Annotated in this window: 28 protein-coding genes; 11 read left to right on the forward strand and 17 right to left on the reverse strand. The window is 62.0% G+C overall.

Features of this window, described 5'->3' with window-relative positions; genetic code table 11:
• Positions 1–92: 92 nt before the first annotated feature.
• Positions 93–1685, forward strand: a complete 1593-nt coding sequence (locus tag NKI47_RS10610) for an alkaline phosphatase family protein (protein WP_502897336.1) — start codon at positions 93–95, stop codon at positions 1683–1685.
• 52 nt (positions 1686–1737) lie between these two features.
• Here the strand turns inward: NKI47_RS10610 and NKI47_RS10615 are convergent, their stop codons facing one another.
• Positions 1738–3114, reverse strand: a complete 1377-nt coding sequence (locus NKI47_RS10615; RefSeq protein WP_352589809.1) for a PRC-barrel domain-containing protein — start codon at positions 3112–3114, stop codon at positions 1738–1740.
• A 253-nt stretch (positions 3115–3367) separates the two neighbouring features.
• Between NKI47_RS10615 and NKI47_RS10620 the strand changes: the two genes are divergently transcribed.
• Complete coding sequence (locus tag NKI47_RS10620) at positions 3368–4288, forward strand: diacylglycerol/lipid kinase family protein (RefSeq protein ID WP_352457969.1); 921 nt, start codon at positions 3368–3370, stop codon at positions 4286–4288.
• A 58-nt stretch (positions 4289–4346) separates the two neighbouring features.
• Here the strand turns inward: NKI47_RS10620 and NKI47_RS10625 are convergent, their stop codons facing one another.
• Positions 4347–4520, reverse strand: a complete 174-nt coding sequence (locus tag NKI47_RS10625; protein ID WP_292659198.1) for a hypothetical protein — start codon at positions 4518–4520, stop codon at positions 4347–4349.
• A 146-nt stretch (positions 4521–4666) separates the two neighbouring features.
• Here NKI47_RS10625 and NKI47_RS10630 point away from each other — a divergent pair, with 146 nt between their 5' ends.
• A complete protein-coding gene (locus NKI47_RS10630) occupies positions 4667–6193 on the forward strand; it encodes a sensor histidine kinase (RefSeq protein ID WP_352589812.1) in 1527 nt (508 codons plus the stop codon).
• A 56-nt stretch (positions 6194–6249) separates the two neighbouring features.
• On the opposite strand, the gene NKI47_RS10635 is transcribed toward NKI47_RS10630, so the two are convergent.
• Positions 6250–6729, reverse strand: coding sequence for a hypothetical protein (locus NKI47_RS10635; RefSeq protein ID WP_352589815.1), 480 nt, complete (start codon positions 6727–6729; stop codon positions 6250–6252).
• A 10-nt stretch (positions 6730–6739) separates the two neighbouring features.
• A complete protein-coding gene (locus NKI47_RS10640; RefSeq protein ID WP_023678546.1) occupies positions 6740–7066 on the reverse strand; it encodes an ElaB/YgaM/YqjD family protein in 327 nt (108 codons plus the stop codon).
• Positions 7067–7293: 227 nt separating this feature from the next.
• Here NKI47_RS10640 and NKI47_RS10645 point away from each other — a divergent pair, with 227 nt between their 5' ends.
• Positions 7294–7674, forward strand: a complete 381-nt coding sequence (locus NKI47_RS10645) for a response regulator (RefSeq protein WP_352589818.1) — start codon at positions 7294–7296, stop codon at positions 7672–7674.
• Positions 7675–7704: 30 nt separating this feature from the next.
• On the opposite strand, the gene NKI47_RS10650 is transcribed toward NKI47_RS10645, so the two are convergent.
• Positions 7705–8256 carry a sigma-70 family RNA polymerase sigma factor gene (locus NKI47_RS10650; RefSeq protein ID WP_023678544.1) on the reverse strand — a complete coding sequence of 184 codons (552 nt, stop codon included), beginning with the start codon at positions 8254–8256 and terminating at the stop codon, positions 7705–7707.
• A 3-nt stretch (positions 8257–8259) separates the two neighbouring features.
• Positions 8260–8463: a NepR family anti-sigma factor gene (locus tag NKI47_RS10655; protein WP_023678543.1), complete on the reverse strand. Its 204-nt coding sequence runs from the start codon at positions 8461–8463 to the stop codon at positions 8260–8262.
• A 217-nt stretch (positions 8464–8680) separates the two neighbouring features.
• On the opposite strand from NKI47_RS10655, the gene NKI47_RS10660 reads away from it, so the two are divergent.
• From NKI47_RS10660 to NKI47_RS10680, 5 genes are all read left to right on the forward strand, one after another.
• Positions 8681–9475 (forward strand): response regulator, encoded by a 795-nt coding sequence (locus NKI47_RS10660; protein WP_352451151.1) that lies wholly within the window; start codon positions 8681–8683, stop codon positions 9473–9475.
• A 226-nt stretch (positions 9476–9701) separates the two neighbouring features.
• The gene (locus NKI47_RS10665) at positions 9702–9866 is read left to right on the forward strand and encodes a DUF1328 domain-containing protein (protein ID WP_023678541.1); all 165 of its coding nucleotides are present in this window, start codon (positions 9702–9704) and stop codon (positions 9864–9866) included.
• A gap of 191 nt (positions 9867–10057) precedes the next feature.
• Positions 10058–11092 carry a sensor histidine kinase gene (locus tag NKI47_RS10670; RefSeq protein WP_352574835.1) on the forward strand — a complete coding sequence of 345 codons (1035 nt, stop codon included), beginning with the start codon at positions 10058–10060 and terminating at the stop codon, positions 11090–11092.
• Between the two features lie 132 nt (positions 11093–11224).
• Positions 11225–11395 carry a hypothetical protein gene (locus NKI47_RS10675; protein WP_352480855.1) on the forward strand — a complete coding sequence of 57 codons (171 nt, stop codon included), beginning with the start codon at positions 11225–11227 and terminating at the stop codon, positions 11393–11395.
• 346 nt (positions 11396–11741) lie between these two features.
• On the forward strand, positions 11742–11987 hold the full coding sequence (locus NKI47_RS10680) for a YMGG-like glycine zipper-containing protein (protein WP_006328050.1): 246 nt from the start codon (positions 11742–11744) through the stop codon (positions 11985–11987).
• 99 nt (positions 11988–12086) lie between these two features.
• Here the strand turns inward: NKI47_RS10680 and NKI47_RS10685 are convergent, their stop codons facing one another.
• The 4 genes from NKI47_RS10685 to xylF all read right to left on the reverse strand — a co-directional run bounded on the left by NKI47_RS10685 (position 12087) and on the right by xylF (position 17258).
• A complete protein-coding gene (locus NKI47_RS10685) occupies positions 12087–13709 on the reverse strand; it encodes a CHASE domain-containing protein (RefSeq protein ID WP_352480856.1) in 1623 nt (540 codons plus the stop codon).
• A gap of 129 nt (positions 13710–13838) precedes the next feature.
• Positions 13839–14633, reverse strand: coding sequence for an ATP-binding cassette domain-containing protein (locus NKI47_RS10690; protein WP_352480857.1), 795 nt, complete (start codon positions 14631–14633; stop codon positions 13839–13841).
• 77 nt (positions 14634–14710) lie between these two features.
• Positions 14711–16075, reverse strand: coding sequence for a sugar ABC transporter permease (locus NKI47_RS10695; RefSeq protein ID WP_352574833.1), 1365 nt, complete (start codon positions 16073–16075; stop codon positions 14711–14713).
• A gap of 142 nt (positions 16076–16217) precedes the next feature.
• Entirely contained in the window at positions 16218–17258 is a 1041-nt protein-coding gene (gene xylF, locus NKI47_RS10700) for a D-xylose ABC transporter substrate-binding protein (RefSeq protein WP_352480859.1), read from the reverse strand.
• 286 nt (positions 17259–17544) lie between these two features.
• On the opposite strand from xylF, the gene NKI47_RS10705 reads away from it, so the two are divergent.
• Positions 17545–18789: an ROK family protein gene (locus NKI47_RS10705; RefSeq protein ID WP_352480860.1), complete on the forward strand. Its 1245-nt coding sequence runs from the start codon at positions 17545–17547 to the stop codon at positions 18787–18789.
• Positions 18790–18798: 9 nt separating this feature from the next.
• On the opposite strand, the gene phoB is transcribed toward NKI47_RS10705, so the two are convergent.
• The 6 genes from phoB to pstS are packed head-to-tail and all read right to left on the reverse strand — an operon-like array spanning position 18799 to position 24010.
• Positions 18799–19488 (reverse strand): phosphate regulon transcriptional regulator PhoB, encoded by a 690-nt coding sequence (gene phoB / locus NKI47_RS10710; protein WP_031212149.1) that lies wholly within the window; start codon positions 19486–19488, stop codon positions 18799–18801.
• 16 nt (positions 19489–19504) lie between these two features.
• Positions 19505–20212 carry a phosphate signaling complex protein PhoU gene (gene phoU, locus NKI47_RS10715; RefSeq protein WP_023678534.1) on the reverse strand — a complete coding sequence of 236 codons (708 nt, stop codon included), beginning with the start codon at positions 20210–20212 and terminating at the stop codon, positions 19505–19507.
• A 32-nt stretch (positions 20213–20244) separates the two neighbouring features.
• On the reverse strand, positions 20245–21048 hold the full coding sequence (gene pstB / locus NKI47_RS10720; protein ID WP_031212148.1) for a phosphate ABC transporter ATP-binding protein PstB: 804 nt from the start codon (positions 21046–21048) through the stop codon (positions 20245–20247).
• Positions 21045–21896 (reverse strand): phosphate ABC transporter permease PstA, encoded by an 852-nt coding sequence (gene pstA / locus NKI47_RS10725; RefSeq protein WP_023678532.1) that lies wholly within the window; start codon positions 21894–21896, stop codon positions 21045–21047. Before pstA ends, pstB begins: the two co-directional genes overlap by 4 nt.
• Before the next feature lie 3 nt (positions 21897–21899).
• On the reverse strand, positions 21900–22889 hold the full coding sequence (gene pstC / locus NKI47_RS10730; RefSeq protein WP_352574831.1) for a phosphate ABC transporter permease subunit PstC: 990 nt from the start codon (positions 22887–22889) through the stop codon (positions 21900–21902).
• Positions 22890–22948: 59 nt separating this feature from the next.
• A complete protein-coding gene (gene pstS, locus NKI47_RS10735) occupies positions 22949–24010 on the reverse strand; it encodes a phosphate ABC transporter substrate-binding protein PstS (RefSeq protein ID WP_352574829.1) in 1062 nt (353 codons plus the stop codon).
• A 652-nt stretch (positions 24011–24662) separates the two neighbouring features.
• Between pstS and NKI47_RS10740 the strand changes: the two genes are divergently transcribed.
• Positions 24663–25016 carry a hypothetical protein gene (locus NKI47_RS10740; RefSeq protein ID WP_352457960.1) on the forward strand — a complete coding sequence of 118 codons (354 nt, stop codon included), beginning with the start codon at positions 24663–24665 and terminating at the stop codon, positions 25014–25016.
• A gap of 84 nt (positions 25017–25100) precedes the next feature.
• Here NKI47_RS10740 and NKI47_RS10745 read toward each other — a convergent pair whose 3' ends face one another.
• Positions 25101–26072 carry a DUF2865 domain-containing protein gene (locus NKI47_RS10745; RefSeq protein ID WP_352589826.1) on the reverse strand — a complete coding sequence of 324 codons (972 nt, stop codon included), beginning with the start codon at positions 26070–26072 and terminating at the stop codon, positions 25101–25103.
• Positions 26073–26188 lie beyond the last annotated feature (116 nt).

Raw genomic sequence — 26188 nt, forward strand, 5'->3', positions numbered from 1 at the left:
ACGACGAAGCAGGTTTTGTTCACCATTCGGCAAACTGGACCGGCTTGCATACTCGTCGAAATTGCGCTCCAAGAACGACGCATGTAGCCAGCATGAGGATACCGCGGTTGACGGGAAAACGCCCCAACATTCTCCTGATCACCTGCGATCAATGGCGCGGCGACTGCCTGTCAGCTGCTGGCCACAAGGTGGTAAGAACGCCCAATGCCGACGCGCTGGCCGCCGAGGGCGTTCTGTTCCAGAAGCACTATGGCGGCGCCGCACCTTGCTCGCCGGCACGCGCCTGCCTCTACACCGGCCTCTACCAGATGAACAATCGTGTCTGCCGCAACGGCACGCCGCTCGACGCCCGCCACGGCAACATAGCCCTCTGGGCACGCGCCCTCGGCTATGATCCGACGCTGTTCGGTTATACCGACATGGCGCGCGACCCGCGCACGCTGGCGCCTGGCGACCCGCAGCTGAAAAGCTATGAAGGCGTGCTGCCCGGCTTCACCGTGCGCCAGCTTCTGCCCGAGCACCAGAAGCCCTGGCTGTCATGGCTCAAGGCGCGCGGCGTCGATGCCGGCGCCGGCTCCCCCGCCATTCACCGCCCGGCGGGCGAAATCCTGGAAAACGACGGCGCGATCAGCAACGGTCCGCCAATCTATTCGAAGGACGAGACGCCGTCGGCCTTCCTGGCCGGCGAATTCATCCGCTGGCTCGGCGAGCAGGAGCGCGATGCCCCGTGGTTCGCGCATCTTTCCTTCATCAGCCCCCACCCGCCCTTCATCGTGCCGGCGCCTTACAACGCCATGTACGATCCGGCCATCGGTCCAGCTTTTGACCGCGCGGAAAGCTGGCAGGCCGAAGCAGCAAGCCACCCTTATCTCGCCTATGAACTTAACCGGCAGGAACGGTCGAGATTCCGTCCCGGCTCGGAGGGCAAGGTGCGCGACTGGGGCGACGATAATTTTCGCCGCATCCGGGCGCTCTATTACGGCATGATCTCGGAGGTCGACGCGCAGCTTGGCCGCGTCTGGCAAGCGGTCAAGGCGGCCGATGCATGGGACGACACCGTCATCGTGCTGACCTCCGACCACGCCGAGATGATGGGCGACCATTTCATGCTGGGCAAGGGCGGCTTCTTCGACTGCAGCTTCCATATTCCGCTGATCATTCGCGATCCGCGCCGCCGCAAGGCTGCCGGCAGCAGCGTCGACCGCTTCACCGAGGCGGTGGATTTGGCGCCGACCTTGCTTGAGCTCACTGGGCTCGAGCTCACTGGCGGCGAAGTGCTGCCGCATCTCGACGGCCGCTCGCTGGCGCCTTTCCTGGACGCAACGGAGCCGGACAATTGGCGCGATGCGGCGCATTGGGAGTTCGATTTCCGCTCGATCGCGGATGGTGATGCCGAACGGTATTTCGGCGTCGGTCCGCGTCAGTGCAATCTCGCCGTCGTTCGCACGCAAAAATTCAAATATGTGCATTTCGGCGGAGGCCTGCCGCCCTTGCTCTTCGACCTGGAGAAGGATGCGCGCGAGTTGACCAATGTCGCTGACGACCCAGCCTATCTGCTGGCACGGCTGGAATTTGCCGAGAAGTTGCTCGCCTGGCGGGCCGAGCATCTCGACCAGTCGCTGGCGCTCGCCGAATTGACGGACAATGGCGTTGCCGGCCATGTCGCCGGCTTCCCCTCGAGATAAGCAAAGCCCGCGCCGTTGCCGGGGCGGGGTTCTCTGTCGGCCTGTGCGCAGCTTAGCGCATGATCATGCGCTGTTTCTCGCGATTTTGCGCATAGCTGGCCTTGTCATAGGGGGCCTGCGCCTCAAGCTGCTCCTTGGTGAAGTTCGTGTAGAGATAGCGCTTGCCGTTCCTGTCGGTCATGAATTTCAGGTTGTCCATGCCGACCGCCACCTCCTTCTCGCCGATGCCAAGGAAGCCGCCGACGTCGATGATGACTGCGTCGACCTTCTTGTCGCCGCCCAGCACGATATCGCCGATCTCGCCGACATTGACATCGTTGGCGCCGTAGACGGTTGTTCCGACCAGATCCTCGGCCCGGATTTCGCCTATCGGCATTTCAGTCAGTGTCGACTTGTCGATCGACCCGGTCTTGGTCTGGTCTGCCGTCGTTGCGGGCGCTGGGGCATTTTGAGCCGTCTTACTGGCCTGGTCAGTGTTGTTGGTCGTCGCAGTGTTATCGGTCGTGGCAGTGTTGCTGGCCGTCACAGTAGGCGTGACGACGGCTGGCGCATTAGCCGCGGCATCGTTCGACGCTGTGGTCGCCGGGGCCGGATCATAGGGCTTGCGGTCGAAATCCGGCTGCGCCGTCAGCTCTTCCCTGGTGGTTTGGGCAACCAGCCAGCGATCGCCGTTCCTCTCGGCCCACTGCGCCTTGTCGAAATCATAGGCGACGTTCTTTTCACCTATGCCGAGGAAGCCGCCGACACCGATGACCAGCGATTGCGCCTTGGCTTCCTTGTTGATGACGATGTCGTTTACGTCGCCGATGTTCTGGGCGTCGTCGCCGGTACCGTTGTAGACGGTCTCGCCGATGATATTGGTGGCAAGATTGCCTTCCGCGCGCTTCACGACCGGAGCGGGGTTGTTACCGGCCGGCGCCGCCGGGGCGTTCTGCGCCGTATCGGTGGAGGTCGACGGAGCGGCAGGAGCCGTAGCCGTGGTGTCTGTCGCCGCAGGCGCCGGATCATAGGGCTTGCGGTCGAAATCCGGATGAGCCGTCAGCTCATCCTTCGTCGTTTGCGCTATCAGCCAGCGATCGCCATTTCTTTCGGCCCATTGCATCTTGCTGAAGTCGAAGGCGACGTTCTTGGTCCCAATGCCGAGGAACCCGCCGACGCCGATGACGATGGATTTTACCTGGCCGCGTTCGTCGAAGACGACATCGGTGACCTTGCCGATATTCTCTGCATTGTCGCCGGTGCCGTTATAAACCGACTCGCCGATGATATTGGTGACAAGACTGCCCTCGGCGCGTTGCACCGGAGCGGCTGGAGCGGAATTCTCTACGGCGGGTGCTTGCGCCGGCGCCGGGGTCGTCGCCGATTGCGCAAATGCACCCGTCGCAATCAATGTTGCGACTGCTGTCGTGGTTAAAAGGGTGCGGATCATCTTAGTGTCTCCTCGTCGGTGATTTCGTGCACGCCGTGCCCGCATAGCGTCGCTGCGGGCGCAGCGTCTTCTGCATGTTCACAACGTTGTGACCACACTGTTGTTCCGAAAAAAGCCGTGGCGCACCCGGTGCCATGTCGAAGGTTCTCGGATTCGCCACGCTGGTCGAAAGGAACATTTTCTCGGCCGCCCCGTTCCACTCCCGGCTGGGACCCCGTCCCGGCCGGATAGGTGCTGGAAAAATGGAGCGGCCATGCGGTTTGCAGCGGTGCTGAACAAGGACGGCGGCACCCTGCGCACCATCGATCTTGAGGCCTTCGCCGGCCGGATCCGCGGTACGCTTGAGGCTGCTGGTCACTCGATCGATATCGACATCGCCGCCGGCAAGGATATCGTCGCCACGCTGGACGACATAGCTTCCAGGCGCGGCATCGACGTCGTGCTGGCTGGCGGCGGCGACGGAACCATTTCGGCCGCGGCAGCCCGTTTGATGAATGGGGAGAAGGCGCTGGCAATTCTGCCGGCTGGCACAATGAACCTTTTTGCGCGCGGCCTCGGTATTCCGCAGACCCTCGATGCGGCACTGAAATCGTTTGCCGACGGCGAGGTGATGGCGATTGACATTGCAACAGCCAACGGCCGGCCTTTCGTGCATCAATTCTCGATCGGCATGCACGCCAGGATGGTGCAACTGCGCCAGAAGATGGAATTCGGCTCGCGGTTGGGGAAGATGCGCGCCTCGGTGCGAGCCGCTTGGGCGACGATCAACAATCCACCGGCGATGAACGTAACGCTGACGATCGGCGAGGCCGAGATCAGAACCCGGATCACCGGTATCGGCATCACCAACAATCTGTTTGGCGAGGGCCACCTGCCCTATGCCGATAATCCGGCAGGCGGCGTGCTGGGCATCTATGTCACCGTGGCGCGGCGGCGCGGCGAGTTGATCAGGTTCCTCTTTGACGTCGCCCGTGGCAAATGGCGCGGCAACGAGCATGTCGAAATTCATCAGGCAAACCGCGCCGTTTTGACAATCCATTCGAGGAACAGGAAAGTTCAGGCCGTCATGGACGGCGAACTGGTAAAGCTCGATCGCGAGACGACCGTCGAAATCCATCCGCGCGCGTTGAATGTTCTCGTCCCTGCGCGCGCCGCCGAGGCAAAGGTTGCCTGACGTGGGATGCGTGATGTGGGGTTGTGTGATGCAAACTGGCGCGAGCGATGGAGAGAACCTAGCCGCTGGGCGTGTTGCCCTGTTCGGTCTTCGGCGTCTCGATCATCCAGCCGTAGATTTCGGCGACGCCCCAGGCGATAAAAGCCAGCAACAGCGCGGCGATCAGGATACGAAGGACATGCCGACCCCGCCGCCCTTGACGGGCTTTGTTTTCAGGAATGGTTTTTGGCATTGTCTGGCTCCATATTTGGCGCCGGCAGGCGTAACTGGCGGGGCGTTGGCTGGTAACGGTCCCCCGCCGCGAAAGTTCCGGCTCTGCAAGGCGGCAGACGGGCCGGTTGGCCTGACCAATCAGCGGAGCCGGCCACCGGGGGCATAGTGGACGACAATAGCCAGAACACGCCGGGCCTGCCGGCCGATATTCGCCGTGTGGTGGGCGCCGCGGACCGTCTTGCCGTGCTGCACGGCCTCGACACGCTGGACGGGGCTGCCGACCCTGATTTCGATCGTATCGGCGGTCTTGCCGCTTCGGCGATGCAAACGTCTGTCGCACTGATCACGCTGGTCGATGCCGAGCGGCAGTGGTTCAAGTCCTGTATCGGCCTCGACGAGACCGAAACCGCAACCGAGACATCGTTCTGCGCCTATACCATCGCAGCCGGCAACGTGCCGATGGTGGTGGCCGACGCGGCGGCGGATCCGCGGTTCAAAGCCAATCCGCTGGTCACCGGCGAGCATCATATCCGCTTTTACGCAGGCGTGCCCATCGTAATCGACGGCGCGCTGATCGGCACGCTGTGCGTGCTCGACCGGAAGCCGCACGCACGTCCCTCCTCTGTCCAGCTCGACCACCTGTCGGCGCTGGCCGGCCTTGCCGCCAGCCTGTTCACGCTGAAGGATGCAACCCGCAGTGCGGCGATTGCCAAGGCAGCACTGGTTCGAGAGGAAAAGCGGCGCGCTATCGCGCTCGACGCGGCTTCGCTTGCCAGCTGGGCATGGGATATCCGCAGCGATATGATCGACTGCGATGTCCTGCTGTCCGAATTATTCAACCTGCCGAAATCGAACAGGCTGAGGGCGCGCGACATCCTGACCGCCATCGACCCGCGCGACGTTCACCAGACCGAAACACGCTTTCGCGACGCGCTGACCGGCAGCGACGATTATTTTGGCGAATACCGTGTCAAAGGCCTCGATCCGCCGCGATGGATCGCAACGCGCGGCCGCGTCATAGAACGCGACGGCGAGGGCAAGCCAACGCTTATCTTCGGCGTCAACTACGACATTACCGAACGCAAACTTGGCGACGAACGTCAACGGCTGTTGCTGCGCGAGCTCAATCACCGCGTCAAGAACACTTTGGCAACCGTACAGGCGCTGGCGACGCAGACCGTTCGCCATGCCCGCCAGCCAAGCGAATTCCTCGAAGCCTTCAGCGCCAGGCTGCAGGCACTGGGCGTTGCGCACAGCCTGCTGTCGGACCGCGAGTGGCGCGGTATCGGCATCCGCGAGCTGGTGGAGATCGAGCTAAAGCCGTTCCAAGCCGCCGGACAATCGCGCATGGCGATCTCCGGCGCCGATGTCCTGCTCTCACCCGACCAGGCAGTCGGGCTCGGGCTGATCCTGCATGAACTGGCAAGCAACGCACTGCAATACGGGTCGCTCTCGGTTTCCTCCGGAAAGGTCGATCTCGATTGGAGGGTACAAGGCAGGAAGGGCGCACGGCGTCTGTTGCTGGCCTGGCGTGAAAGCGGCGGCCCGCGGGTTGCGCCGCCCGAACGCCATGGCTTCGGCTCGATCCTGATCCGCCGCAGCCTGGCCAAGGTCATTTCCAGCGAGGTGACCCATGAATTCCGGCCGGACGGCGTGGTCGCCGAAATATCGATTCCGCTCGAAGATTTGTGAGGCCAGCATTTTGCGACCGGCGCCAGAATCGTTTGCCCCGAACTATCCCCTCCGAACTATTCCCGTTTGCCGGTATCCGGATCATCGGAGCCGCGCTTCACGTTCTCGCGGTAGATAGCGTAGGCGGCGAGTGCTATCGCCGGGCCGAGAATCGCGCCCAGTCCGGCCTTCCCCGGGCCACCTTTGCCCTTGAGCAGCGCCGGCAGCACGGCGAGTGCCGCAGTGATGCCGATAGCCTTCATGTCGGCGTTGCGTCGCTTCGCCCGGCGCCTGGCGCGCGAGCCGGCCGACATCCGGTAGACGAGCAGGATGAGACCGGCGATTGCGAGAAAGCCGATCCCGAAGCTCAGGGAAGCTGCCATCGGCCCATAGCGGGCCGCCGTCCAGATATAGGCCGCCCCGACGAGGAAGCCGAGGCCGCACAGCGCCGCGAGCGCTGCGATCGAATAGACAATCGCAGCGACGCGTGCGCGTTGCACCGCCGCAATGGTTTCGCCCGAGGCGAGGCCCGAGATCAGCGATGCAAGCATTCCCATGCGTGCAGAACTAACGGCGCGCGAGAAGCGCGAAGAGGAATCCGACGCCTGCGGCGATCGCCAGCGAAGTCACCGGTTTTTCGCGCATATGCGCTATCATCTGCGCCTCGATATCCCTGGCGTTGCTGCGCAGGCTGTCGAAGGCTGCCTCGCCCTGGGTTCGCAACTGCTCGACGCTTTCGGCGGCGGCTCGCCGTGCTGCCCCGTAGCCATGTTCGCCAGTTTTGGCCAACAGCTTGGTAAGTTGGTCGATGTCGGCCTTCAATTGTGCGATGTCGGCCTCAATATCGGAATTCGTGCGGGCTTCGTTCGCGGCCTTTCCTGCGGCAGTCGCCATTGCTTCACTCTCCATGCTTTTGCTCGGTCGAAACGCCCGACAGACCCCAAGGTTCCGGCACGAACCTCTTCTAACCCTATCTCCGGCAGCGCGCGTTGCAAATGCCTTGCACGGGCCGAGGCCGACGCATCCGCGCCGGCACGTCTTTTTTAAATGACAGCATGCCAAATAACGATCATGACTTCCCCCGTTTCACGTTAGAGACGCATTTAAGGAGATATTGCTGCGTGCGCGCATCACTTGAGGGTTTGCGGATTCTTATCCTGGAAGATGAGTTCCTGATTGCCATGGATATCGAGCAGCTTTGCCGCGACTACGGCGCGCTCGATGTGGTCATCGCCCGTGATCTGACTGAGATCGAACAGCAAGACGTTGCCGCGCAGTTCGATGTGGCCATCGTCGACCTCATGCTGAGCGGCGTTTCGACGCTCCAATTTGCTTCGCGGCTGCGTGAAGCGGGCATCCCGTTCGTCTTCGCCTCGGGCTATTCGGATACCGACGAGATCAAGAAATCCTTTCCCGGCGTCAGGCTGGTCACCAAGCCCTATTCGGGAGACGATCTCGTCGAGGCAGTGGTAACGGCCTGCAGGCGCACGCCTCTTCGCTGAGGCGCGGAGCGGTTCGAACACGCCGGCGCTTCACGCAGCAGTCGACCCAGTTACCTGAGCCGAAATTGCGTCCGGGCCATACTCGTCTTCACCGGAGATCTTCAGGATTTCCTGCAGCCGTGTGCGGGCGCGGCTGACGCGGCTCTTGATCGTTCCGACGGCGCAGCCGCAGATCTCGGCCGCTTCCTCGTAGGAGAAGCCCGACGCGCCGATGAGGATAATGGCTTCGCGCTGGTCTTCTGGCAGCAACTCGAGCGCGCCGCGAAAGTCTTCGAGGTCAAGCTGGCCGTGCTGGGCCGGGTGAACGGCAAGCCTGGCCGTCATGACGCCATCACTGTCCTGCACCTCGCGGCCGCGCTTGCGCATCTGCGAATAGAATTCGTTGCGCAAGATCGTGAACAGCCATGCCTTCAGGTTGGTGCCGGGCTGGAAGCTTTCATGCTTGTCCCAGGCCTTGACCAATGTTTCCTGCACCAGGTCGTCGGCCTTGTCGGCGTTTTGCGTCAGCGACACGGCAAAAGCCCGCAGGCTCGGGATCGAGCCGAGCAAGTCGGTCTTGAAGCCCTGGGAGACGGCCGCCATGCCTCAGTCCTTCTTTTGTACAGGTTCGGCCTTTTCCAACTGGCTGAGCAGTTGGGCGAAGCGATCCGGCACATTGTCGGAGACCAGCTCGTCATAGTATTGTTTGAGTTTGCGGCCGATTTCCGAGTTCGGCCCAAGCGGGTCGCGGGAAGCAGCCCGGCGCCCGTTGCCAACGCCACCCATGGTAGCTTTCGTCATGTTCTTCATTTCGCCCTTTTGTCCCAGCCTTAAGCCGCCCTTCAACACATAACGCAATGCAAGCGGCAGCCTCGTCTGGTTGCCCAACCCGCCTTTAAACGCCAGCCTCACATATTAGTTCCGCACGATTGGAACCTTTTTCAAGGAGCCAGCGTTTCAATAGCTAGGCTTGCAAACCGTTTTTAGCTGTAACATGCAATCACGTCATATGAGGGAGACGTCCACTATGAGCCTATCAGCAACCATCGCTCCGCACCTGCCGTTCCTGCGCCGCTTCTCGCGCGCCGTATCCGGATCGCAAGAGAGCGGCGACGCGCTGGTCGCCGCAATGCTCGAGGCCATCATTGCCGATGTCGACATCTTTCCGGACGCATCGAACGACCGTATCGCGCTCTACAAGGTCTTTGCCAAGCTCTTCACCTCGGTGGCCATTCGCGTTCCGCAGGAGCATGCCCAGTCGGCATGGGAACAGCGCGCCGCGGCCAATCTGAATGCAATTGCGCCTCGTCCCCGCCAAGCCTTTCTGCTGGTTGCGGTCGAAGGCTTCAGCGAAGACGAGGCGGCGGAGATTCTCGACGTCGACGAACAGCAATTCTCCGAACTTCTCGCGCAGGCGAGCAACGAGATCTCCCGTCAGGTGGCAACCGACGTGCTGATCATCGAGGATGAGCCGCTGATCGCCATGGATATCGAGGAAATGGTCGAAAGCCTCGGCCACCGCGTCGTCGGAACGGCGCGCACCCACGCCGAGGCGGTGGCGATGTTCGGCAAGGCGCGGCCAAAGATGGTGCTTGCCGATATCCAGCTTGCCGACGGAAGTTCGGGCATAGCGGCCGTCAATGAGATCCTGTCGTCGACCTCGGTACCGGTGATCTTCATCACCGCCTTTCCCGAGCGCCTGCTCACCGGCGAGCGGCCGGAACCGGCTTTCCTGGTTACCAAGCCGTTCAATCCGGACATGGTCAAGGCTCTTATCAGCCAGGCCCTGTTCTTTGACCGGCACGCGAAAGCCGCGGCATGAAACAGCGGACGGCCGAACTGCGGCCGCCGAGACAGCCGCTCTCTCGGATCAGATGGGCGTGACGCCGGCTCAATTCACTGGCAACCAACTGGGGCAACCAACTGGACCTTTCCACACACCGCGGCAATTCGGGCCCTGAAGATTTTCAGCATCGTCTTTTTCGGAAAATGGTGGAACAAACGGAGGCGAATCACGTTTTCACCGCAGCATTGGAAGGAGATCGATCATGCTTTACTGGGCGCTCGTATTTCTCGTCGTGGCGATTATCGCCGGTGCGCTTGGTTTCGGCGGCATCGCTGGCACCTCGGCCGGCATAGCGCAGATATTGTTCTTCATCTTTCTCGCCTTCCTGATCATATCGCTTATTGCCGGCCTGATCAGACGAGCGTGAATGCCAAGCGGCCATTCAAGCGAACACTGGAAGCCGCACCCCTCAAACGGTTTCCAGCCACCGCCGGGCAGTGTCCTCCAACGGGATGCCGCTCGGCGGACCGCTTTTTAAGGCTTGATACGAACCTCCTCCTTTTGGAACCCATTTTTCCGCGAACCGTTCAGCCCGACATGGGTTGAGCAAATTGACCGATGCGTTCCAGAGTCGGAAAAATGAAAGACCGCGGCCAGAGTGATGAGATCATCGCTTTGCATCCCGCCGAAAGCGGGATGCAGCTTGGCCGGGCCCTTCTCCATGCACTGCACAATGCCGGGATTTCCGTCCTGTACCAGGATCGCGAGATGAAGACGGTGTGGGCGCGCAACATGCGCGCGCCCTGGACTTCCGATGCCTCCGACAACACCGGCATCTTGCCGCCGGCGCAGGCAGAGCGTATCGGCGCCGCCAAGCACGACGTCATCGTCTCCGGCAATCCTCAACATCTTGAACTCAGCGTGCCGGCCGATGACGGCGCCCGCTGGTTTCAGGTGTGGATAGACGCCGACCGCAGCGAGACCGGCGCGGTGCAGGGCGTCGTGACCACCATGGTCGAAACAACCGAGCAGAAACGCCGGGAGCAGACGTTGAAGGCGCTGCTGCGCGAAGTCAGTCATCGCTCCAAGAACCTTTTGGCCATCATCCAGAGTATCGCCACCCAGACGGGCCGTTATTCCGGCAGCATTGACGATTTCCTGACGCGCTTCCGCGGCCGATTGCAGTCGCTGGCCTCCTCGCAGGATTTGGTTACGTCATCCAACTGGCGGGGAGCGGCGCTGCGCGAGCTGGTTTCCGGTCAGGTCGGCAGGTACGGCGCGGATCCCTTGCACAGCCTACGCTTCCGCGGCGCAAATCCATATCTCAACCCCAATGCCGCCTTGCACATCGGCTTGGCCATGCATGAGCTCGCCGTCAATTCGGTCAGCTATGGCGCACTGTCGCGCAGCGACGGTTTCGTCGAGGTGACGGCCGATCTGACGGCAGCTTCCGCTGGCGAGCCTGCGCTGTCGCTGACATGGGCCGAAGTGATCGGAGCCAACGACAATCAGCGCAGTGAGAAGCGTTTTGGCAGCGTCGCGCTCGAACGCGTCGTGCCCACTTCATTGAATGGAACGGCGACACTTGAGATCACCGGGAACCGCCTCGAATACCGCCTTGTCGTTCCTCACGGCAATTTCGAGACGGATTAACGAGCGGCGGTCGCCGCGCGAAGGCTTGCTGCGCATCGCCATCTTTAACCGACTGTTCACCATAAAGTCCGATCCTGTGCGAACGTGTCGATCCACCGGATTGAGTTTGGCACAAAATGAAGGGAATGGGCCTTGACGGCTGCCGACTTGAACAGACTGGAACAGGCCGCTCGCGTCTCGATGGGCGGTTTTCAGGATCCCGACGCGTCCGCAGCGCCCGCGCCTCGTGCTTCGCCCCTCCGCTTCGCCGCTATCGCGCTTATGGCCGCGATCGTCCTGACCGCCGCGTCCCAACTGATCTGAATCGAACTCGCCTCTGCTTGATCGCTTTGAAACCACTGCCCGAGTGCTCGGCCGTGCCCGTTCGCGGTCACCGACCTGCCGGGCCAGGCCCAACATGTCGTCGCCAGATGCCTTGCCGTCGATCCGGTGCTCGAGGACGACTATGACAGGATCGTCTGGAACGTGCGTCCCAGCGGCACGCTCGATGCGTCCTTGGAGATTTCCGGGTTCGTGGTAGCATCGAACGGCGCACGCCCCGAAAAAGACTATCTTAATCAACAATGAAATCGTGCGGGCAAAGGCCGTACTTTCATGCTAAATGGCGGCTGGAGCTTATTAAAGTGAGGACAAAAGTGAGGATGACTCCATGCGGAAGATGATTATTGCCATGGTTGCCGTGGTTGCGGTCAGCGGCTGCACCACCACGGAAGAGAACGTGGGTATCGGCACTGTGGGCGGCGCGCTCATTGGTGGCGCTGTCGGCGGCGGCAAGGGCGCTTTGATCGGCGCCGGCGCTGGTGCGATTGGCGGTCTGCTCGTTCGCCGTCTGCAAAATGGCTACTGCCAATACAGAGATCGTCACGGCCGGATTTACACAGCTCGCTGCAACTAGTTTCGAGCTCCAGGCGAACAGCAAACGCGGAGGCAGGCCACCTGTCTCCGCGTTTGCCCTTTTAGAGCGCTGTTGCGACGCGGCCCACGAGACGGCGTTTCAGGCCGGCAGCGGAACCTTGATTTCCACGTTCAAGCCATCTTCGCGAAAATCGCGCCTGATTGTGCCACGCAATTCGCGCGTGACGTTGAGATCGATCAGTCTGGTGCCAAAACCGCTCTTTGCCGGTGTCTCGAGCTTCTTCTGACCGGCCTCGCGCCAGTTGAGAGCCAATGTCCGGGTGCCGCTACGGGCGTCGAGCGACCAGTCGACCTTCAGCGCACCGACTGAATTGCCGGCTTCGCCATGCTTCAGCGCATTCGTCGCCAGTTCGTGAAAGACGAGGCCGAGTGCCTGCGTCGTCTTTTCATCGAGAAGAACCTGCGGTCCCGACAGCAGCCCTTCAGGAAGCTCGCTGCCGAACACCTGGCCTAGCTCGATGCGCAGCAGGTCGCCGAGATCGGCTTTCTGCCAGCGTGAGCGCGTCAGCATGTCCTGGGAAGCCGCCATCGCCTGCAGCCGGGCCGAGAAAGAAGCCGAGAATTCCTGGACGTCGGTCGTGTGCGATGCTGTCTGGCGCGCGATTGCCAGCACCCGCGTGATCGAGTTCTTGATGCGATGCTTCATCTCCTGCAGCATCAGGTCTTTTTCCAGCAGGCTCTTTTCGGTCGTTTCGTGAAGCAGCGAGACCGCCTCATAGGCCCGCTCCTGATAGCGGGCCACCAGCGCGATGGCGCCCGCAAGCAGCAGTCCGAACAATCCGAGCATCACCGGGATGGCGCGCGAGGAAGGTTGCGAGAAAGCACTTGTCGGCCTGAACAGGACGACCCACGGCCGGCCGGCGACGGTGATCTTGCGGGTGACCAGCAGCCTGTCGCCGAGGCTCGAAACAGGCGGCGTTTCCGATTGGAACAGCAGGTTGTCGCTGTCCACCGTGCCGTCATAGATCTCGGTGTTGACCGGCAGCAATGGTGCCCGGCTGAGCGCAGCCTGGAACAGATCACGGGCGCGGAAGGCCGCATAAAGGAAGCCGGCAGTCGAGGATCTCGTCGCGTTCACGGCGTCCGGCGCGGTTTCGACATTGAGCCGGACGAAGACGAGGAACCCGGTAAAGGTCTGCGCGGCACCCGTATCCTTGCCGAACTGCACGAGCCCGCTGGCGTGCTGCTGGTCGTCGGTCATCGCCTTTTCGATCGCCTCGCGCCGCGCCGGCCCGGTGAACATGTCGTAGCCGATGCTGGATTTGTTGGACGGATCCAGCGGTTCGAACAGCACGATGGGCGTACGCCACGGTAAGTTCGTGTCGGGATAGATCGGATGGCTTGCGCCGTGATCGTGCAGGATGTCGCGCTCGACCGCCGCCTCGTTGCCAGTTTTCGCCAGGCGAAGGAAACCGATGCCGCGCAGGCCGGCGAAATTATTCTCGATGTCGAGCGCGTTGAAGAAGGCCTTGAACTCGCCCTGCGAGATACCGCCATTGCGTGCGTCGAACAGCGCCCGGGTCGAACGCAGCAGCGACAGGTCCAAGTCGATGCGGCTTTCGATCCGGTTAAGCGCGTCGTCTGCCGTCGCCTCGAATTTAATGCGGGCCGCCTCCTGGGTGGCAAAATAGGCAAAACCCGCCATCGTCAGGCTGATCAGCGCGACGGCGATAAAAGCGACGGTCGGAAAAAGCTTCTTCAATTGCTGATACGTCCCGTGGACGGTTCGGCATCTTTATGGGCAAGTCCTGACGCCAACACAATGGCGAGGCCAATGCATGGTGACGGCTGGCACATTTTGGCGGCTTGTGATTAGCCGGCTAATTCTCGTTCATGCGGCGATCTTCAGCGCGCCCGGCCCCGGAATGGCGCCGGGTGGGCACTTGCCGAGGATGATCATGCCGAGCACCTCGTCCTGGGTGACGTCGGTTGTGCGCGTCGTTCCGACAACCCGACCGTTCTTCATGACGCAGACACGGTCGGCAAGCTCGAACACGTCGTGAATATCATGGCTGATCAGGAAGATGCCGATGCCGTCGGACTTGAGCTGCCTGACCAGTTCGCCGACCTGCGCCGTCTCTTGCGGCCCGAGTGCCGCCGTCGGCTCGTCCATGATCAGGATGCGAGCATTGAACAGGATGGCGCGGGCGATCGCCACCGACTGCCGCTGGCCGCCCGAAAGCTTTACCACCGGCTCCTTGAAGCGTTGGAAACGCGGATTGAGCCTGCCCATCACCTTGCGCGCCTCGGCCTCCATGGCGACGTCGTCGAGCGTACCCCAGCCGGTCATCAGCTCGCGGCCGAGAAACAGGTTGGCGGCCGCATCGACATTGTCGGCCAGCGCCAGCGTCTGGTAGATCGTCTCGATGCCGTACTTCTTGGCGTCGCGGGGATTGGAGATCGAAGCTTCCTCGCCGTTGACGAAAATCTGGCCCGCATCGCGCTTGTAGGCGCCGGACAGGATTTTTATCAACGTCGATTTGCCGGCACCGTTGTGACCGAGCAAAGCCATCACCTCGCCCGGGAAAAGGTCGACAGAGGCATCGTCGACGGCGCGAATGCCGCCGAAAGCGATGGAGATGTTGCGCATGTCGATCAGCGGCGTGGGAGCGGTTTTGTCTGCCATGCTCGTCCTTCCTCCCTATAGATCCTGCTTGAGCATCAAGTTGTACGAAAACCGGTTTCCACCTTGCGGGATCATGCTCAGACCCGTTTGCGATAGACGGTATCGAGCCACACCGCGACCACCAGCACGGCTCCGACAACGATGCTCTGCAGCGGCGAATCGATGCCGAGCAGCACCATACCGGACTGCAGCGACTGCATCAAAAGCGCGCCGAGCATGGCGCCGAGCACTGTGCCGGAGCCGCCGGCGAGCGACGTGCCGCCGATCACCGCCGCCGCGATGACCAGGAGCTCGTCCAGCGTGCCCAGCGCATTGGTCGACGAGTTCTGCCTGGCTGACGAGATCGCTGCGGCGATCGTCGCCAGCACGCCCATGATCATGAACACCTTCATGGTCACCCAGCGCGTGTTGATACCGGCAAGGTTGGCTGCTTCCGGATTGCCGCCGATGGCGAAGACATAGCGGCCGAAACGGGTACGCTTGGCGATGAAGGTCATGATCAGCCCTACGGCTACAGCCATCAGCACGGGTATGGCGATGCCATGGGCGATGAACAGCCCGCCTTCGGGAACGGTTATATTGTTGGCCGCCGCATATCTGTTCACGATGCCGACCGGCCAAGGATAGGAATTGGCAAGCCATATGGCGCCCATGATGACAAGGCAAGTGACGGCCCCGAGGAACGTCTCGGCCCAGATCGGGCGTAACGGGAAGCGGAACCGCTTGCGCTGCACCCGCCCGTTGAGCAGCATGAACACAACCGCCAGGCACGCGACAATTCCGACGATCCAGCTCCATCGCGCACCGATCGAACCCGTCGGTCCGCCGCCCATCAGCTGGAAAGTGGCATCCAGCGGCGCAATCGTCTGCCCACTGGCGACCCACCATGCGGCACCCCGCCAGACCAGAAGGCCGCCCAGCGTCACGATGAAGGCCGGCACCTCGAGATAAGCGATGATGTATCCCTGGAACGCTCCGATCAGAAGGCCAAGCGCGAGGCCGATGGCCAGCGCCAGGATCCAGATCCAGGGGTTGCCTAATTGCAGACCGACCATTCGCACCAGGAAATGCACCTGCGCAAAACCCATGACCACGCCGATCAGGCCTTCGGCGGAGCCGACCGACAGGTCGATATTGCGCATGACGATAACCAGCACCATTCCGGCGGCCATTATGGCCACGGCCGAAGTCTGCACCGACAGGTTCCAGAGATTGCGTGGCGTCAGGAAGGTCCGGCTGTCGAAGTCGAACGGATTGACGCCGAGCCGTACGCTAGAAATGACATGCAGGCCGACCCAGATGACCAGCAGCGCGCCGACCATGCCGAGCATGCGCGTGTCGAGTTCGGTTGCCTTGAGAAATCGGGCAACAATGCCGAGTTCGGATTCCCGTGCCCGGTCTGTCGTGCTGTCGACCGGCGTGTTGGACGTCGTGTCGGTCATGATGTTTCTCCCGCCGGGTTGCCGTCTGCCGCGGATGCCGGAAGCAGCCTAGAAGTTATCCGCCGGAAGCGGAAAAACAACTCTTGTTGGAAAAACGCCGCGGCGAGCGGCCGCGGCGTTCGGACTTTTCGGAAACGTCGGCTCAGTTGCAGACTGCAACAGTGCCAGCCGTCACCCCGGCGCAGACCTCTTCTTTCTTGATCCAGCCGGCGTCGATGACGACGTTGAGGTTGTCCTTGGTGATGGCGACCGGGGTCAGGAACAGCGACTTGACGGTATTGCCGCCGGGCGTGGTGAAATCCTTCACGCCGGCAATGTCGGTCATCTGCTTGCCGTCGGCCAGTTGCGAGGCGATCTCGGCGGCATTCTTGCCGAGCTCGCGCGCATCCTTCCACACCGACACGGTCTGTGTGCCGAGCGCGATGCGGTTCAGCGCGGCGTGGTCGCCGTCCTGGCCCGAAACCGGAACCGATCCGGCCAGCCCTTGCGCCGTCAGCGCGGCGACGACGCCGCCGGCAGTGCCGTCATTAGCGGCGACCACGGCATCGACCTTGTTGTCGTTGGCGGTCAGGAACTGTTCCATGTTCTTCTGAGCGTTGGCCGGCAGCCAGCCGTCCGTATAGGCCTCGCCGACATTCTTGATCTTGCCGCCGTCAATGGCCTCCTTCAGCACCTCCATCGAACCGGCAAACAGGAAATCGGCATTCGGATCGGAACCCGAACCCTTGATGAAGACGTAGTTGCCTTCCGGCTTCACCTTGAAGACTTCGCGGGCCTGCATGCGGCCGACTTCCTTGTTGTCGAAGGTCAGATAGAACACGTCCTTGTTCTCGATCAGCCGGTCATAGCCGACGACCGGGATGCCTTCGTCCAGTGCCTTCTGCACGGCCGGCCCGATGGCCGAGGCGTCCTGCGCCAGGATGATCAGTGCGCTGGCGCCCTGCGAGATCAGGCTCTCGACGTCGGTGAGCTGCTTGCCGGGGTTGGACTGTGCGTCGGCGGAAATATACTTGTCGCCTGCGGCCTCAATGGCCGCCTTCATTGCGGCCTCGTCGGTCTTCCAGCGCTCTTCCTGGAAGTTCGACCAGGAAACGCCGATGACCTTGTCTTTAGCCTGCGCCACCGACGCCAGCGCCAGCGTCATGGCGACACCCGCCAGAATGGCGGTCGTGAATTTCTTCATCATATCCTCCCTGCGCCGCGTACGGCGTGACCAATTGGCTCAAAGACCAGCTTAGAAGCTCTAATTTTTTCGAGCCTCGAAAAAATACTGGCCCGATCTCCGGCTGCTGTCAACATCGATTCTGATGGATTTTGATGACTCTGCGAGTTTTTTCGAGCGTCGGAATAAACGATGACAGCGCAACCTGCATCTGACACTATTTGCCTGCGTCCGACACTATTTGTCGGACATTACCGACGGCTTCCGGTTCATGAGCGGCCGCCGCAACCGGGAGGAAAGCAAAACAATGTCGGTCGGAATCCGCCATGACGATTTGCGCCGGCGCAACCGGGCGATGGTGATCTCGGCGGTGCGCCGGGCCGGCCAGCCATCGCGTACTGAGATCGCAGCTACTACCGGCCTCAGTCATTCGACCATATCGGCGATCTCTTCCGACCTGATACGGGAAGGCATCCTCGCCGAGAGCAAGGCAAGTGAGCCCGTTTCGTTGAAACGCGGTCGTCCGCAGGTCGGCCTCGCCCTCAACCCGGAAGCGGCGGCGGTGCTGACCGTGGTGTTGTCGCTGAATTTCCTGTCGGCCGCCATTATCGACTATACGGGACAGGTGGTCGCCGAGGAACAGCGCCGGCTGGACACGCTGACCATGCCGCGCGACGAGCTGATCCGTGAATGCATGGCCATCGTCCGGCGCCGGCTGCAGGATCCAGACCTTGACGTCCGCAGTGTCGCCCGCATCGCCCTGGCGATTCAGGGCATTACCGACTCCCCTGCACGCGCCATGCTGTGGTCGCCGATCACGCCGCAGACCGACATCGCCTTTGCCGACATGCTGGAGGACGAATTCGGCATCCCGGCAACGGTGGAGAACGACTGCAACATGATGGCGGTGGCTTTGCGCTGGCGCAATCCGGATCGCTATCGCGACGACTTCATCGCCATCCTGCTTTCGCATGGCATCGGCATGGGGCTGGTGCTGAAGGGCGAACTGTTCACCGGGACGCATTCCTCGGGTGGCGAATTTGGCCACATGATCCATCGTCCGGGCGGCGCGCTCTGCCGTTGCGGGCGGCGCGGCTGCATCGAGGCCTATGCCGGCAACTACGCCATCTGGCGCAACGCCAGGCAGATGAGCGAAGAAAGCGAACCGATCGCCGACGTCAGCGACGCCGACATGCGAGCACTGGCGGCCCGGGCGCGCGAGAAAGATGGGCCGGAACGCGAGGCCTACCGCAAGGCCGGCGAAGCGCTGGGTTTCGGTCTCGGCTCGCTGTTCGCGCTGATCGATCCGGCACCGGTCGCGATGGTCGGCGCCAGTGCCGCCGCCTTCGATCTGATCGAGCCGGCCTTGCGGAAGGCAATCGCCCAGACCGCCGGCGGCCAGCATTCGGGCTCGATCTCCTTCGATACAGAGCCGAACGAATTGCCGCTGATCCGCGAAGGCTGCGCGATGCGGGCGCTAAGCTTCGTCGACCAGGAGATTTTCGCGCCGGGCGCGCAAATGAGGCCCAGCGTCAGAAAGAACGTAGCCTGACCAGGCGGGTCAATCTTCCCTGATCGCATAGCCGGCACCGCGGATGGTGCGGATGACATCCGGCATCCGGCCGTTGTTGACGGCTTTGCGCAGCCGCCCGACATGCACGTCGACGGTGCGTTCGTCGATGTAGATTGTCTCGCCCCAGACATTATCGAGTAACTGGCTGCGCGAGAAGACACGGCCCGGATGCCGCATCATGAACTCGAGCAGCCGGAATTCGGTCGGCCCGAGCCTGATTTCGCTCTTCTTGCGATAGACCCTGTGCGATTCGCGATCGAGCACGATGTCGCCGACCTTCAGCACGCTGGACAGCACTTCCGGCTTGGCGCGCCGCAGCAGCGCCTTGACCCTGGCCATGAATTCCGGTGTCGAAAACGGTTTGACCAGATAGTCGTCGGCGCCGGTCGAAAGCCCGCGCACCCGGTCGCTCTCCTCGCCGCGCGCGGTCAGCATGATGATCGGCAGCCGCTCGGTTTCGGGGCGCACCCGCAACCGACGACAGAGCTCGATGCCGGAAACCGCTGGTATCATCCAGTCGAGCACCAAAAGGTCGGGCACATTCTCCTGCAAACGGATCTCGGCTTCGTCGCCGCGTGTCACCACCTCGACCTGGTAGCCTTCGGATTCGAGATTGTAGCGGAGCAGCACACCCAATGGCTCCTCGTCCTCCACCACCATTATGCGTGGTGCGATCATCGGCTGGGCACCCCCATCATGTCACCGGTGCGGACATTGTCGTTTCGTCCTGCTTCGGACGATTGACCGGCAATTGCTCGCCGGTCAGCACATAATACGCATTTTCGGCGATGTTGGTGACATGGTCGCCGATCCGCTCCAGATTCTTGGCGCAGAACAGCAGGTGCGTGCAAGCGGTGATGTTGCGCGGATCTTCCATCATGTAGGTCAACAGCTCGCGGAACACGGACGTGTATTTGACGTCGATGCGCTCGTCGGCGGCACGCAGCTTGGCCAACGCGGCCGCATCGCCTGCAGCATATTCCTCGATGACACCCTGCACCTGGATGAGAACCAGCTGCGCCATCGCGTCGATGGAATGCGACAGGTCCCGCGGCGTGGCGCTGAGGCCGACCGCACTCACGCGCTTGGCGATATTCTTGGCAAGGTCGCCGATGCGTTCGAGGTCGCCCGCCATGCGGATCGCTCCGACCACATGGCGAAGATCGTGGGCCATCGGCTGGCGTTTGGCGATCAGGGTGATGGCGCGGTCGTCCAGTTCGCGTTGACGCGCATCCATGATGGCGTCGTCGGAAACGACGCGTTGCGCCAGCACGTTGTCGGAATTCAACAGGGCCTTGGTCGCCCCGCCGACCATCGAACCGGCGAGGTCGGCCATGTCGCGGATCAGCTTGCTGATCTGCTCGAGATCCTCGTCGAAAGAAGCGACTGTGTGTTCGCCCATGGTCCTGTCCTCATATGCATGATCGGAACGGCTCAGCCGAAGCGGCCAGTGATGTAGTCCTGCGTGCGCTTCTCGCGGGGCGACGTGAAGATCTTCTCGGTCCGGTCGAACTCGACCAGTTCACCCAGATACATGAAGGCGGTCTGGCGCGACACGCGCGCCGCCTGCTGCATGTTGTGGGTGACGATGACGATCGTATAGTCGGCTTGCAATTCGTCGATCAGTTCCTCGATCTTGGCAGTCGACAGCGGGTCGAGGGCCGAAGCCGGTTCGTCGAGCAGAATGACTTCCGGCTTCACGGCCACGGTGCGGGCGATACAGAGCCGCTGCTGCTGGCCGCCGGACAGGCTCAAGCCGCTGGCGTTGAGCTTGTCCTTGACCTCGCTCCACAGCGCGGCGCGCTTCAACGCCTGTTCGACGCGGCCGTCCATCTCGGACTTGCCGAGGTTCTCGTAGAGCCTGACGCCGAAGGCGATGTTCTCGTAGATCGACATCGGGAACGGCGTCGGCTTCTGGAACACCATGCCGATCTTGGTCCTGAGGAGGTTGAGATCCTGCGACCGGTCGAGAATGTTCTTGCCGTCGAGCAGCACCTGGCCCTCGGCCGTCTGTTTTGGGTAGAGCTCATAGATGCGGTTGAACACACGCAGCAGCGTCGATTTCCCGCACCCCGAAGGGCCGATGAAGGCCGTGACACTGCGCTCAGGCAGTGACAGGCTGATGTCCTTCAGCGCCTTGCTCTGGCCGTAGTAGAAGTTGAGATTCTTGACCTCGATCTTCGTCTTCTCGACGACCGTTTCGGCCATCGTCATGTCTGGGGACAACATCTGTGTCATCTGTCCTCTCTGCGTCCGGTAAGGCTGCGGGCGAGGATGCTCAAGCCCAGAACCGTCAGGGTGATTATGAGTGCGCCGGTCCACGCCAGTTGCTGCCATTCCTCGTAAGGGCTGAGAGCGAACTGGAAGATGGTCACCGGCAGGCTGGCCATCGGCGCGTTGATATTGCTGCTCCAGAACTGGTTGTTGAGCGCGGTGAAGAGCAGCGGCGCCGTCTCGCCGGAAATGCGTGCTATCGCCAGCAATATGCCGGTGACGATGCCGGACAATGCGGCGCGGTAGGCGACCGAACGGATCACCACCCAGCGTGGCGCGCCGATCGCGGCACCGGCTTCACGCAACGCGTTCGGCACCAGGTTGAGCATGTCTTCAGTGGTGCGCACGACCACCGGAATGACCAGGATGGCAAGCGCAACGGCGCCGGCAATGGCCGAGAAATGTCCCATTGGCCGCACCATCAGCTCATAGACAAACAAGCCGATGATGATCGACGGCGCCGACAACAGGATGTCGTTGATGAAGCGGACGACGGTGGTGATGCGCGAAAAGCGTCCATACTCGGCCATGTAGGTTCCCGCCAGCACGCCGATCGGCGTGCCGACGACAACGGCGATGATCGTCATCAGCAGGCTGCCCGCGATGGCATTGAGCAGGCCGCCGGCCTCGCCCGGTGGTGGCGTCATCTCGGTGAAGACCGCGAGCGAAAGCCCGGCTGTGCCCTTATAGACCAGTGCGCCGAGAATGAGCGCCAGCCAGGCAAGCCCGATGCCGGCGGCGACGACGCAAAGCGCCATCATCACCGAATTCCTGGCTTTGCGGCGGCTGTGGAGCGATGAGGATGTCGACATCGGTCAGGCTCCCGTACGGGCGTCGATCCGCATCAACATATAGCGGGCGGCGGCAAGGATCAGGAAGGTGATAACGAAGAGGATCAGGCCGAGCGAAACCAGCGAGGAGGTGTAGAGGTCGCCGTCGGCCTCGGTGAATTCATTGGCGATGGTCGCCGAGATCGTCGTGCCCGGCGCGAACAGGGAGGCACTGATGCGGTGGGCGTTGCCGATGACGAAGGTCACCGCCATGGTCTCGCCGAGCGCCCGGCCCAGGCCAAGCATGACGCCGCCCATGATGCCGATGCGGGTATAGGGAATGACCACGCGCCGGGTCACTTCCCAGGTCGTGCAACCGATGCCATAGGCCGATTCCTTCAGCACCGCCGGCACCGTATCGAAGACGTCTTTGGTGATCGAGGTGATGAAGGGCAGCACCATGATGGCAAGGATCAGCGCCGAGGTCAGAAGGCCGATGCCGTAAGGAGGGCCGGCGAAAAGGCTGGATAGTCCCGGCACGCCGTGGAAGACGTTGATGATGAAGGGCTGTATCGCCGTCTGCAGGAACGGCGCGAACACGAACAGGCCCCAGATGCCGTAGATGATCGAAGGAATGCCGGCCAACAGCTCGACCGCTATGCCGATCGGGCGCCTGAGCGGGCGCGGGCAGAGCTCGGTGAGAAAGACTGCAATGCCGATGCCGATCGGAACCGCGATCAGGATGGCGATGGCCGCCGTGACCAGGGTGCCGTAGATCGGCGCCAGTGCGCCAAATTTTTCCGTGACCGGATTCCAGCTTTCAGTCGTCAGGAAGGAGAAACCGAAGGACGACAGCGCCTGCCACGAGCCGGCAAACAGCGAGATCGCGACACCGCCGAGGATGACCAGCACAAGAATTGCGGAAGCGCGGGTGAGTCCGCGGAATATGGCATCGGTGAGCGCGAAGCGCCGCACCGTAGCTTCCCTGGCCCGGGCTGCTGCAGATGATGGCATGGCATCGGAAGCGATGGTCATTGGGTCCTCGCGATTAAAGGCAACAGGGAGGGCGCCGTCGACGCCCTCCCTGGAGGAGATTACATAGCCGAGTAGAGCGGCTTGCCGTCGTCGCCGACAACTTCCTTGGCCCACATGGCCTTGACGCTCTCGACCACCTTGTCGGGCATCGGAACGTAGTCCAGCTCGCCGGCCATCTCGTCGCCCTTGTCGTATGCCCAGGCGAAGAATTTGAGCGCTTCGCCGGTGGTCGCGGCATCATCCGGCTTCTTGTAGAGCAGGATCCACGTTGCCGCCGTCATCGGCCAGGACTCGGCGCCCGGCTCGTTGGCGAGGATGACGCCATAGCCCGGCTGCGAGCTCCAGTCGGCATTGGCCGCTGCCGCCGAGAACGCCGCCGCGGCGGGCTCGACCTTCTTGCCGTCCTTGTTGATCATATCGGTGTGGGTGAGCTTGTTCTGCTTGGCGTAGGCATATTCGACATAACCGATCGCGCCGCCGGTCTGGGAGACGTTATTGGCAACGCCCTCATTGCCCTTGGCGCCGATGCCGACCGGCCATTCCACGGCCTTGTCGACGCCGACCTTTTCTTTCCAGTCCGCGCTGACGTCGCCGAGGTAATAGGTGAAGTTGAACGTCGTGCCCGAACCATCGGAACGGTGAACGACCGCGATCGCCTGCGAAGGCAGCTTGACGTCGGGATTAAGCTTCTTGATCGCTTCGTCATCCCAGCTCGTGATCTTGCCGAGGAAGATGTCGGCCAGCGTCGGGCCGTCGAGAACCAACTCGCCCGGCTTGATGCCTTCGAGATTGACGACGGGAACGATGCCGCCCATCACCATCGGGAATTGAGCCAGTCCGGACGCTTCAAGCTCGTCGCCCTTGAGCGGCGCATCCGAAGCGCCGAAGGTAACGGTCTTGGCTTTGATCTGCTTGATGCCGCCGCCGGAACCGATCGACTGGTAGTTAAGGCCAATGCCGGTGTCTTTCTTGTAGGTGTCGGCCCACTTCGCATAGATCGGGTAGGGGAAGGTGGCGCCGGCGCCGGAGATGTCCGCGGCGAGCGCGGCGGACAGGGTGAGGGTGGTCGTCGCCGCAGCCATTGCAATCGCAACGGCCGCCGAGCGGATGAAATGTCTCATGTGGCCTGCTCCTGTTCGGAATATGGTCTCTCGGCGCCATTCCTCCGGCGCCCGCTGAGGCCAATAGCCCCCGATTATTACAGTCGCATGACAGTTTCATGTCGCTCCGGTAACGTCGTCCAGCCGGGTAAGAAGGAGCGGCCGCGGGCTTTGTCGGCATGGGCCGCGGTTTGCCGCTGGAATCAGCAGCTTGCTTGAATTCCGGCCGGCATCGTCTGCTCGGCGATCGTAGCCACCGGCTTTAAAAGAAAAAAAGCCGGACGGGAGCGCGTTGCATGCAGCCAGAACGTGTCATGGCCGCGCCATCGCCGAAACAGGTCCGTTGGGGTAAATCTGACCCTGTTTCTTGCCGGCGGTCGCTGCTCCCGCCCGTAACTGGAGGAGCGGAACTTCGAATATCCCATTGTCGCCACTGAGCGCGGCTTTGGTATGGTGCGATCGCACCATGGCCTTACGCTGGAAGCGTTGACGAATCGCAAGGTTCTAACTCGCGCTGGACCTCCATCCGCGCCCGACCCGGCGCTGGATCTTCGAGCAACGCCTTCGACTGGAAATGCGACGACTCTACTTCACGGTATCTACTCCCTTCGCCCTATTCCGCCGGTTGTCGGTTAGGCCGAAGCAGCGTTATAAGCTTGCAGGGGTATTGCTGATGTCTCGACGGATTCTGCCTGTCTTCCTGTGCCTGGCGCTGCCTTTGGGAAGCGGCTGCGCGCGCAGCTATGACGGCACCGTCATCATTCCCAAGCCGCTCGATGTTCGCCGTTTCTGGGACAGGCCTTCGCCGCAGGCGCAAGCCGAACAGTCGCAACTGGAGACCGACGTCTTTCCAGTGGCGCCGCAAACGCCGAAAAGGCCGGCGGTGCGCAGGAGCGCGGCTTCCGTTGCAGCGCCTCGGAGGAGGGTCACCAACAACCCGCCCATGCTGTCGCCGGAGCCGACGAAGCCGCTAACTTGCAAGAATGTCAGCGAGCCCGGCAAACGGGCCCGCATGGTCTGCGAATAACCAGCCGACGTCGGTCGATGCGCACGGCTCCAGGCCTTGAAGCGGCTATCCGATCCGGCCGTCTCGGAACATCGCCCGCCTTGGTCAGTCCGCCGGGAAGAAGGCCGGCCCGACCACTCTCACCGGCCGCGCGCCGATCGCTCTTTCGATCGACTGATGCTGGGCAACCCCCTGCACTTCGGCAGCCTGCGTTTTTGCCTCTTGCGGAACGGCACCGGCGGTTTCGATCCCGGATTCAGGAATTTCCGCGACGATGCCAAAATCCGGCTTTGCCGTCGGCAACGGTATGATGGCGTTGGTCATGTTGGCCGGTGTCACGGTTCGTGCCCTGAGCTCGGCGACGCGCCGGTAATAGCGCTTGACGTCGCAGGCCTTGAAGTTCGCGTCGTCGCGGTACCGGAACGCGGCAGGTAGCTCCACATAGGGTTTTCCCGACTCGAGCGCGACCATCTCCTCGGTCTCGCGAGTGGCGTCGCTCAGCGTATAGAGGTCGACGCCGGCATCGTCGCAGATGTAGCGACACTGATCGACCGTTTCCTTCAGATCGTCGCCCTTGGCGAACTGCGATTTTGGCGCGGGGAAGAAATATCCGTCCGACAAGCGAACGCAAAACAGCATCCGATTGCCGCCAATTGTTGTGCCTGCGGACTGGGCCTTGGGTGCCGTGCGTTGCTGCGCCGGCTGTTTCTTGGCAGCGGGGGCGGCGCAGCCCAGCGCGACAAACCTGGCCTTCAATCCGGACGTGTCCCTGCTCGAATTCGACAGTCTGGCGATCTGCCGTTGCACCTCCGCCTTGCTGCTGACCAGGTCGGCGCAGGGATTGAAGAAGAAGCCGGCCGTTCTCGCCGTGCATCTGCGTTGTCTCTCAAGCTTTTGAATCGCGGCGAGTTGCCGGCGCAGTTGGGCAAGCTCGGGGCTGGTCCCGCCGCTGCGCCCCGCCGAAAGCAATTGGCTCCTGATGGCACCGCAGCTATCCGCGTAGGAGAAGGATGGGCCGAGCGCAACGGCTATTGCCGACACCAGCATCAGAATCGTGAGGGGCCAGAAGCGTGTCATTGGAACGACCATTATCCTTGTTGCACCAAGAACAGGATTTCTTTGCCGACTATGGATAAGTACTAGCTAAATCAGTTTTTTCTAATTGAAGTAGATCAAACCACCACCAGAGACTT

The sequence above is a fragment of the Mesorhizobium sp. M0633 genome, from assembly GCF_040320645.1.
In the GTDB taxonomy this organism is placed as follows: Bacteria; Pseudomonadota; Alphaproteobacteria; order Rhizobiales; family Rhizobiaceae; genus Mesorhizobium.

Excerpts from the sequence above, each read along its gene's own strand:
- NKI47_RS10610 (WP_502897336.1), top strand. The coding sequence starts at position 93 with ATGAGGATACCGCGGTTGACGGGAAAACGCCCCAACATTCTCCTGATC.
- NKI47_RS10615 (WP_352589809.1), bottom strand. The coding sequence starts at position 3,114 with ATGATCCGCACCCTTTTAACCACGACAGCAGTCGCAACATTGATTGCG.
- NKI47_RS10620 (WP_352457969.1), top strand. The coding sequence starts at position 3,368 with ATGCGGTTTGCAGCGGTGCTGAACAAGGACGGCGGCACCCTGCGCACC.
- NKI47_RS10625 (WP_292659198.1), bottom strand. The coding sequence starts at position 4,520 with ATGCCAAAAACCATTCCTGAAAACAAAGCCCGTCAAGGGCGGCGGGGT.
- NKI47_RS10635 (WP_352589815.1), bottom strand. The coding sequence starts at position 6,729 with ATGGGAATGCTTGCATCGCTGATCTCGGGCCTCGCCTCGGGCGAAACC.
- NKI47_RS10640 (WP_023678546.1), bottom strand. The coding sequence starts at position 7,066 with ATGGCGACTGCCGCAGGAAAGGCCGCGAACGAAGCCCGCACGAATTCC.
- NKI47_RS10650 (WP_023678544.1), bottom strand. The coding sequence starts at position 8,256 with ATGGCGGCCGTCTCCCAGGGCTTCAAGACCGACTTGCTCGGCTCGATC.
- NKI47_RS10655 (WP_023678543.1), bottom strand. The coding sequence starts at position 8,463 with ATGAAGAACATGACGAAAGCTACCATGGGTGGCGTTGGCAACGGGCGC.
- NKI47_RS10660 (WP_352451151.1), top strand. The coding sequence starts at position 8,681 with ATGAGCCTATCAGCAACCATCGCTCCGCACCTGCCGTTCCTGCGCCGC.
- NKI47_RS10665 (WP_023678541.1), top strand. The coding sequence starts at position 9,702 with ATGCTTTACTGGGCGCTCGTATTTCTCGTCGTGGCGATTATCGCCGGT.
- NKI47_RS10670 (WP_352574835.1), top strand. The coding sequence starts at position 10,058 with ATGCGTTCCAGAGTCGGAAAAATGAAAGACCGCGGCCAGAGTGATGAG.
- NKI47_RS10680 (WP_006328050.1), top strand. The coding sequence starts at position 11,742 with ATGCGGAAGATGATTATTGCCATGGTTGCCGTGGTTGCGGTCAGCGGC.
- NKI47_RS10690 (WP_352480857.1), bottom strand. The coding sequence starts at position 14,633 with ATGGCAGACAAAACCGCTCCCACGCCGCTGATCGACATGCGCAACATC.
- NKI47_RS10695 (WP_352574833.1), bottom strand. The coding sequence starts at position 16,075 with ATGACCGACACGACGTCCAACACGCCGGTCGACAGCACGACAGACCGG.
- xylF (WP_352480859.1), bottom strand. The coding sequence starts at position 17,258 with ATGAAGAAATTCACGACCGCCATTCTGGCGGGTGTCGCCATGACGCTG.
- NKI47_RS10705 (WP_352480860.1), top strand. The coding sequence starts at position 17,545 with ATGTCGGTCGGAATCCGCCATGACGATTTGCGCCGGCGCAACCGGGCG.
- phoB (WP_031212149.1), bottom strand. The coding sequence starts at position 19,488 with ATGATCGCACCACGCATAATGGTGGTGGAGGACGAGGAGCCATTGGGT.
- phoU (WP_023678534.1), bottom strand. The coding sequence starts at position 20,212 with ATGGGCGAACACACAGTCGCTTCTTTCGACGAGGATCTCGAGCAGATC.
- pstB (WP_031212148.1), bottom strand. The coding sequence starts at position 21,048 with ATGACACAGATGTTGTCCCCAGACATGACGATGGCCGAAACGGTCGTC.
- pstA (WP_023678532.1), bottom strand. The coding sequence starts at position 21,896 with ATGTCGACATCCTCATCGCTCCACAGCCGCCGCAAAGCCAGGAATTCG.
- pstC (WP_352574831.1), bottom strand. The coding sequence starts at position 22,889 with ATGACCATCGCTTCCGATGCCATGCCATCATCTGCAGCAGCCCGGGCC.
- pstS (WP_352574829.1), bottom strand. The coding sequence starts at position 24,010 with ATGAGACATTTCATCCGCTCGGCGGCCGTTGCGATTGCAATGGCTGCG.
- NKI47_RS10740 (WP_352457960.1), top strand. The coding sequence starts at position 24,663 with ATGTCTCGACGGATTCTGCCTGTCTTCCTGTGCCTGGCGCTGCCTTTG.
- NKI47_RS10745 (WP_352589826.1), bottom strand. The coding sequence starts at position 26,072 with ATGACACGCTTCTGGCCCCTCACGATTCTGATGCTGGTGTCGGCAATA.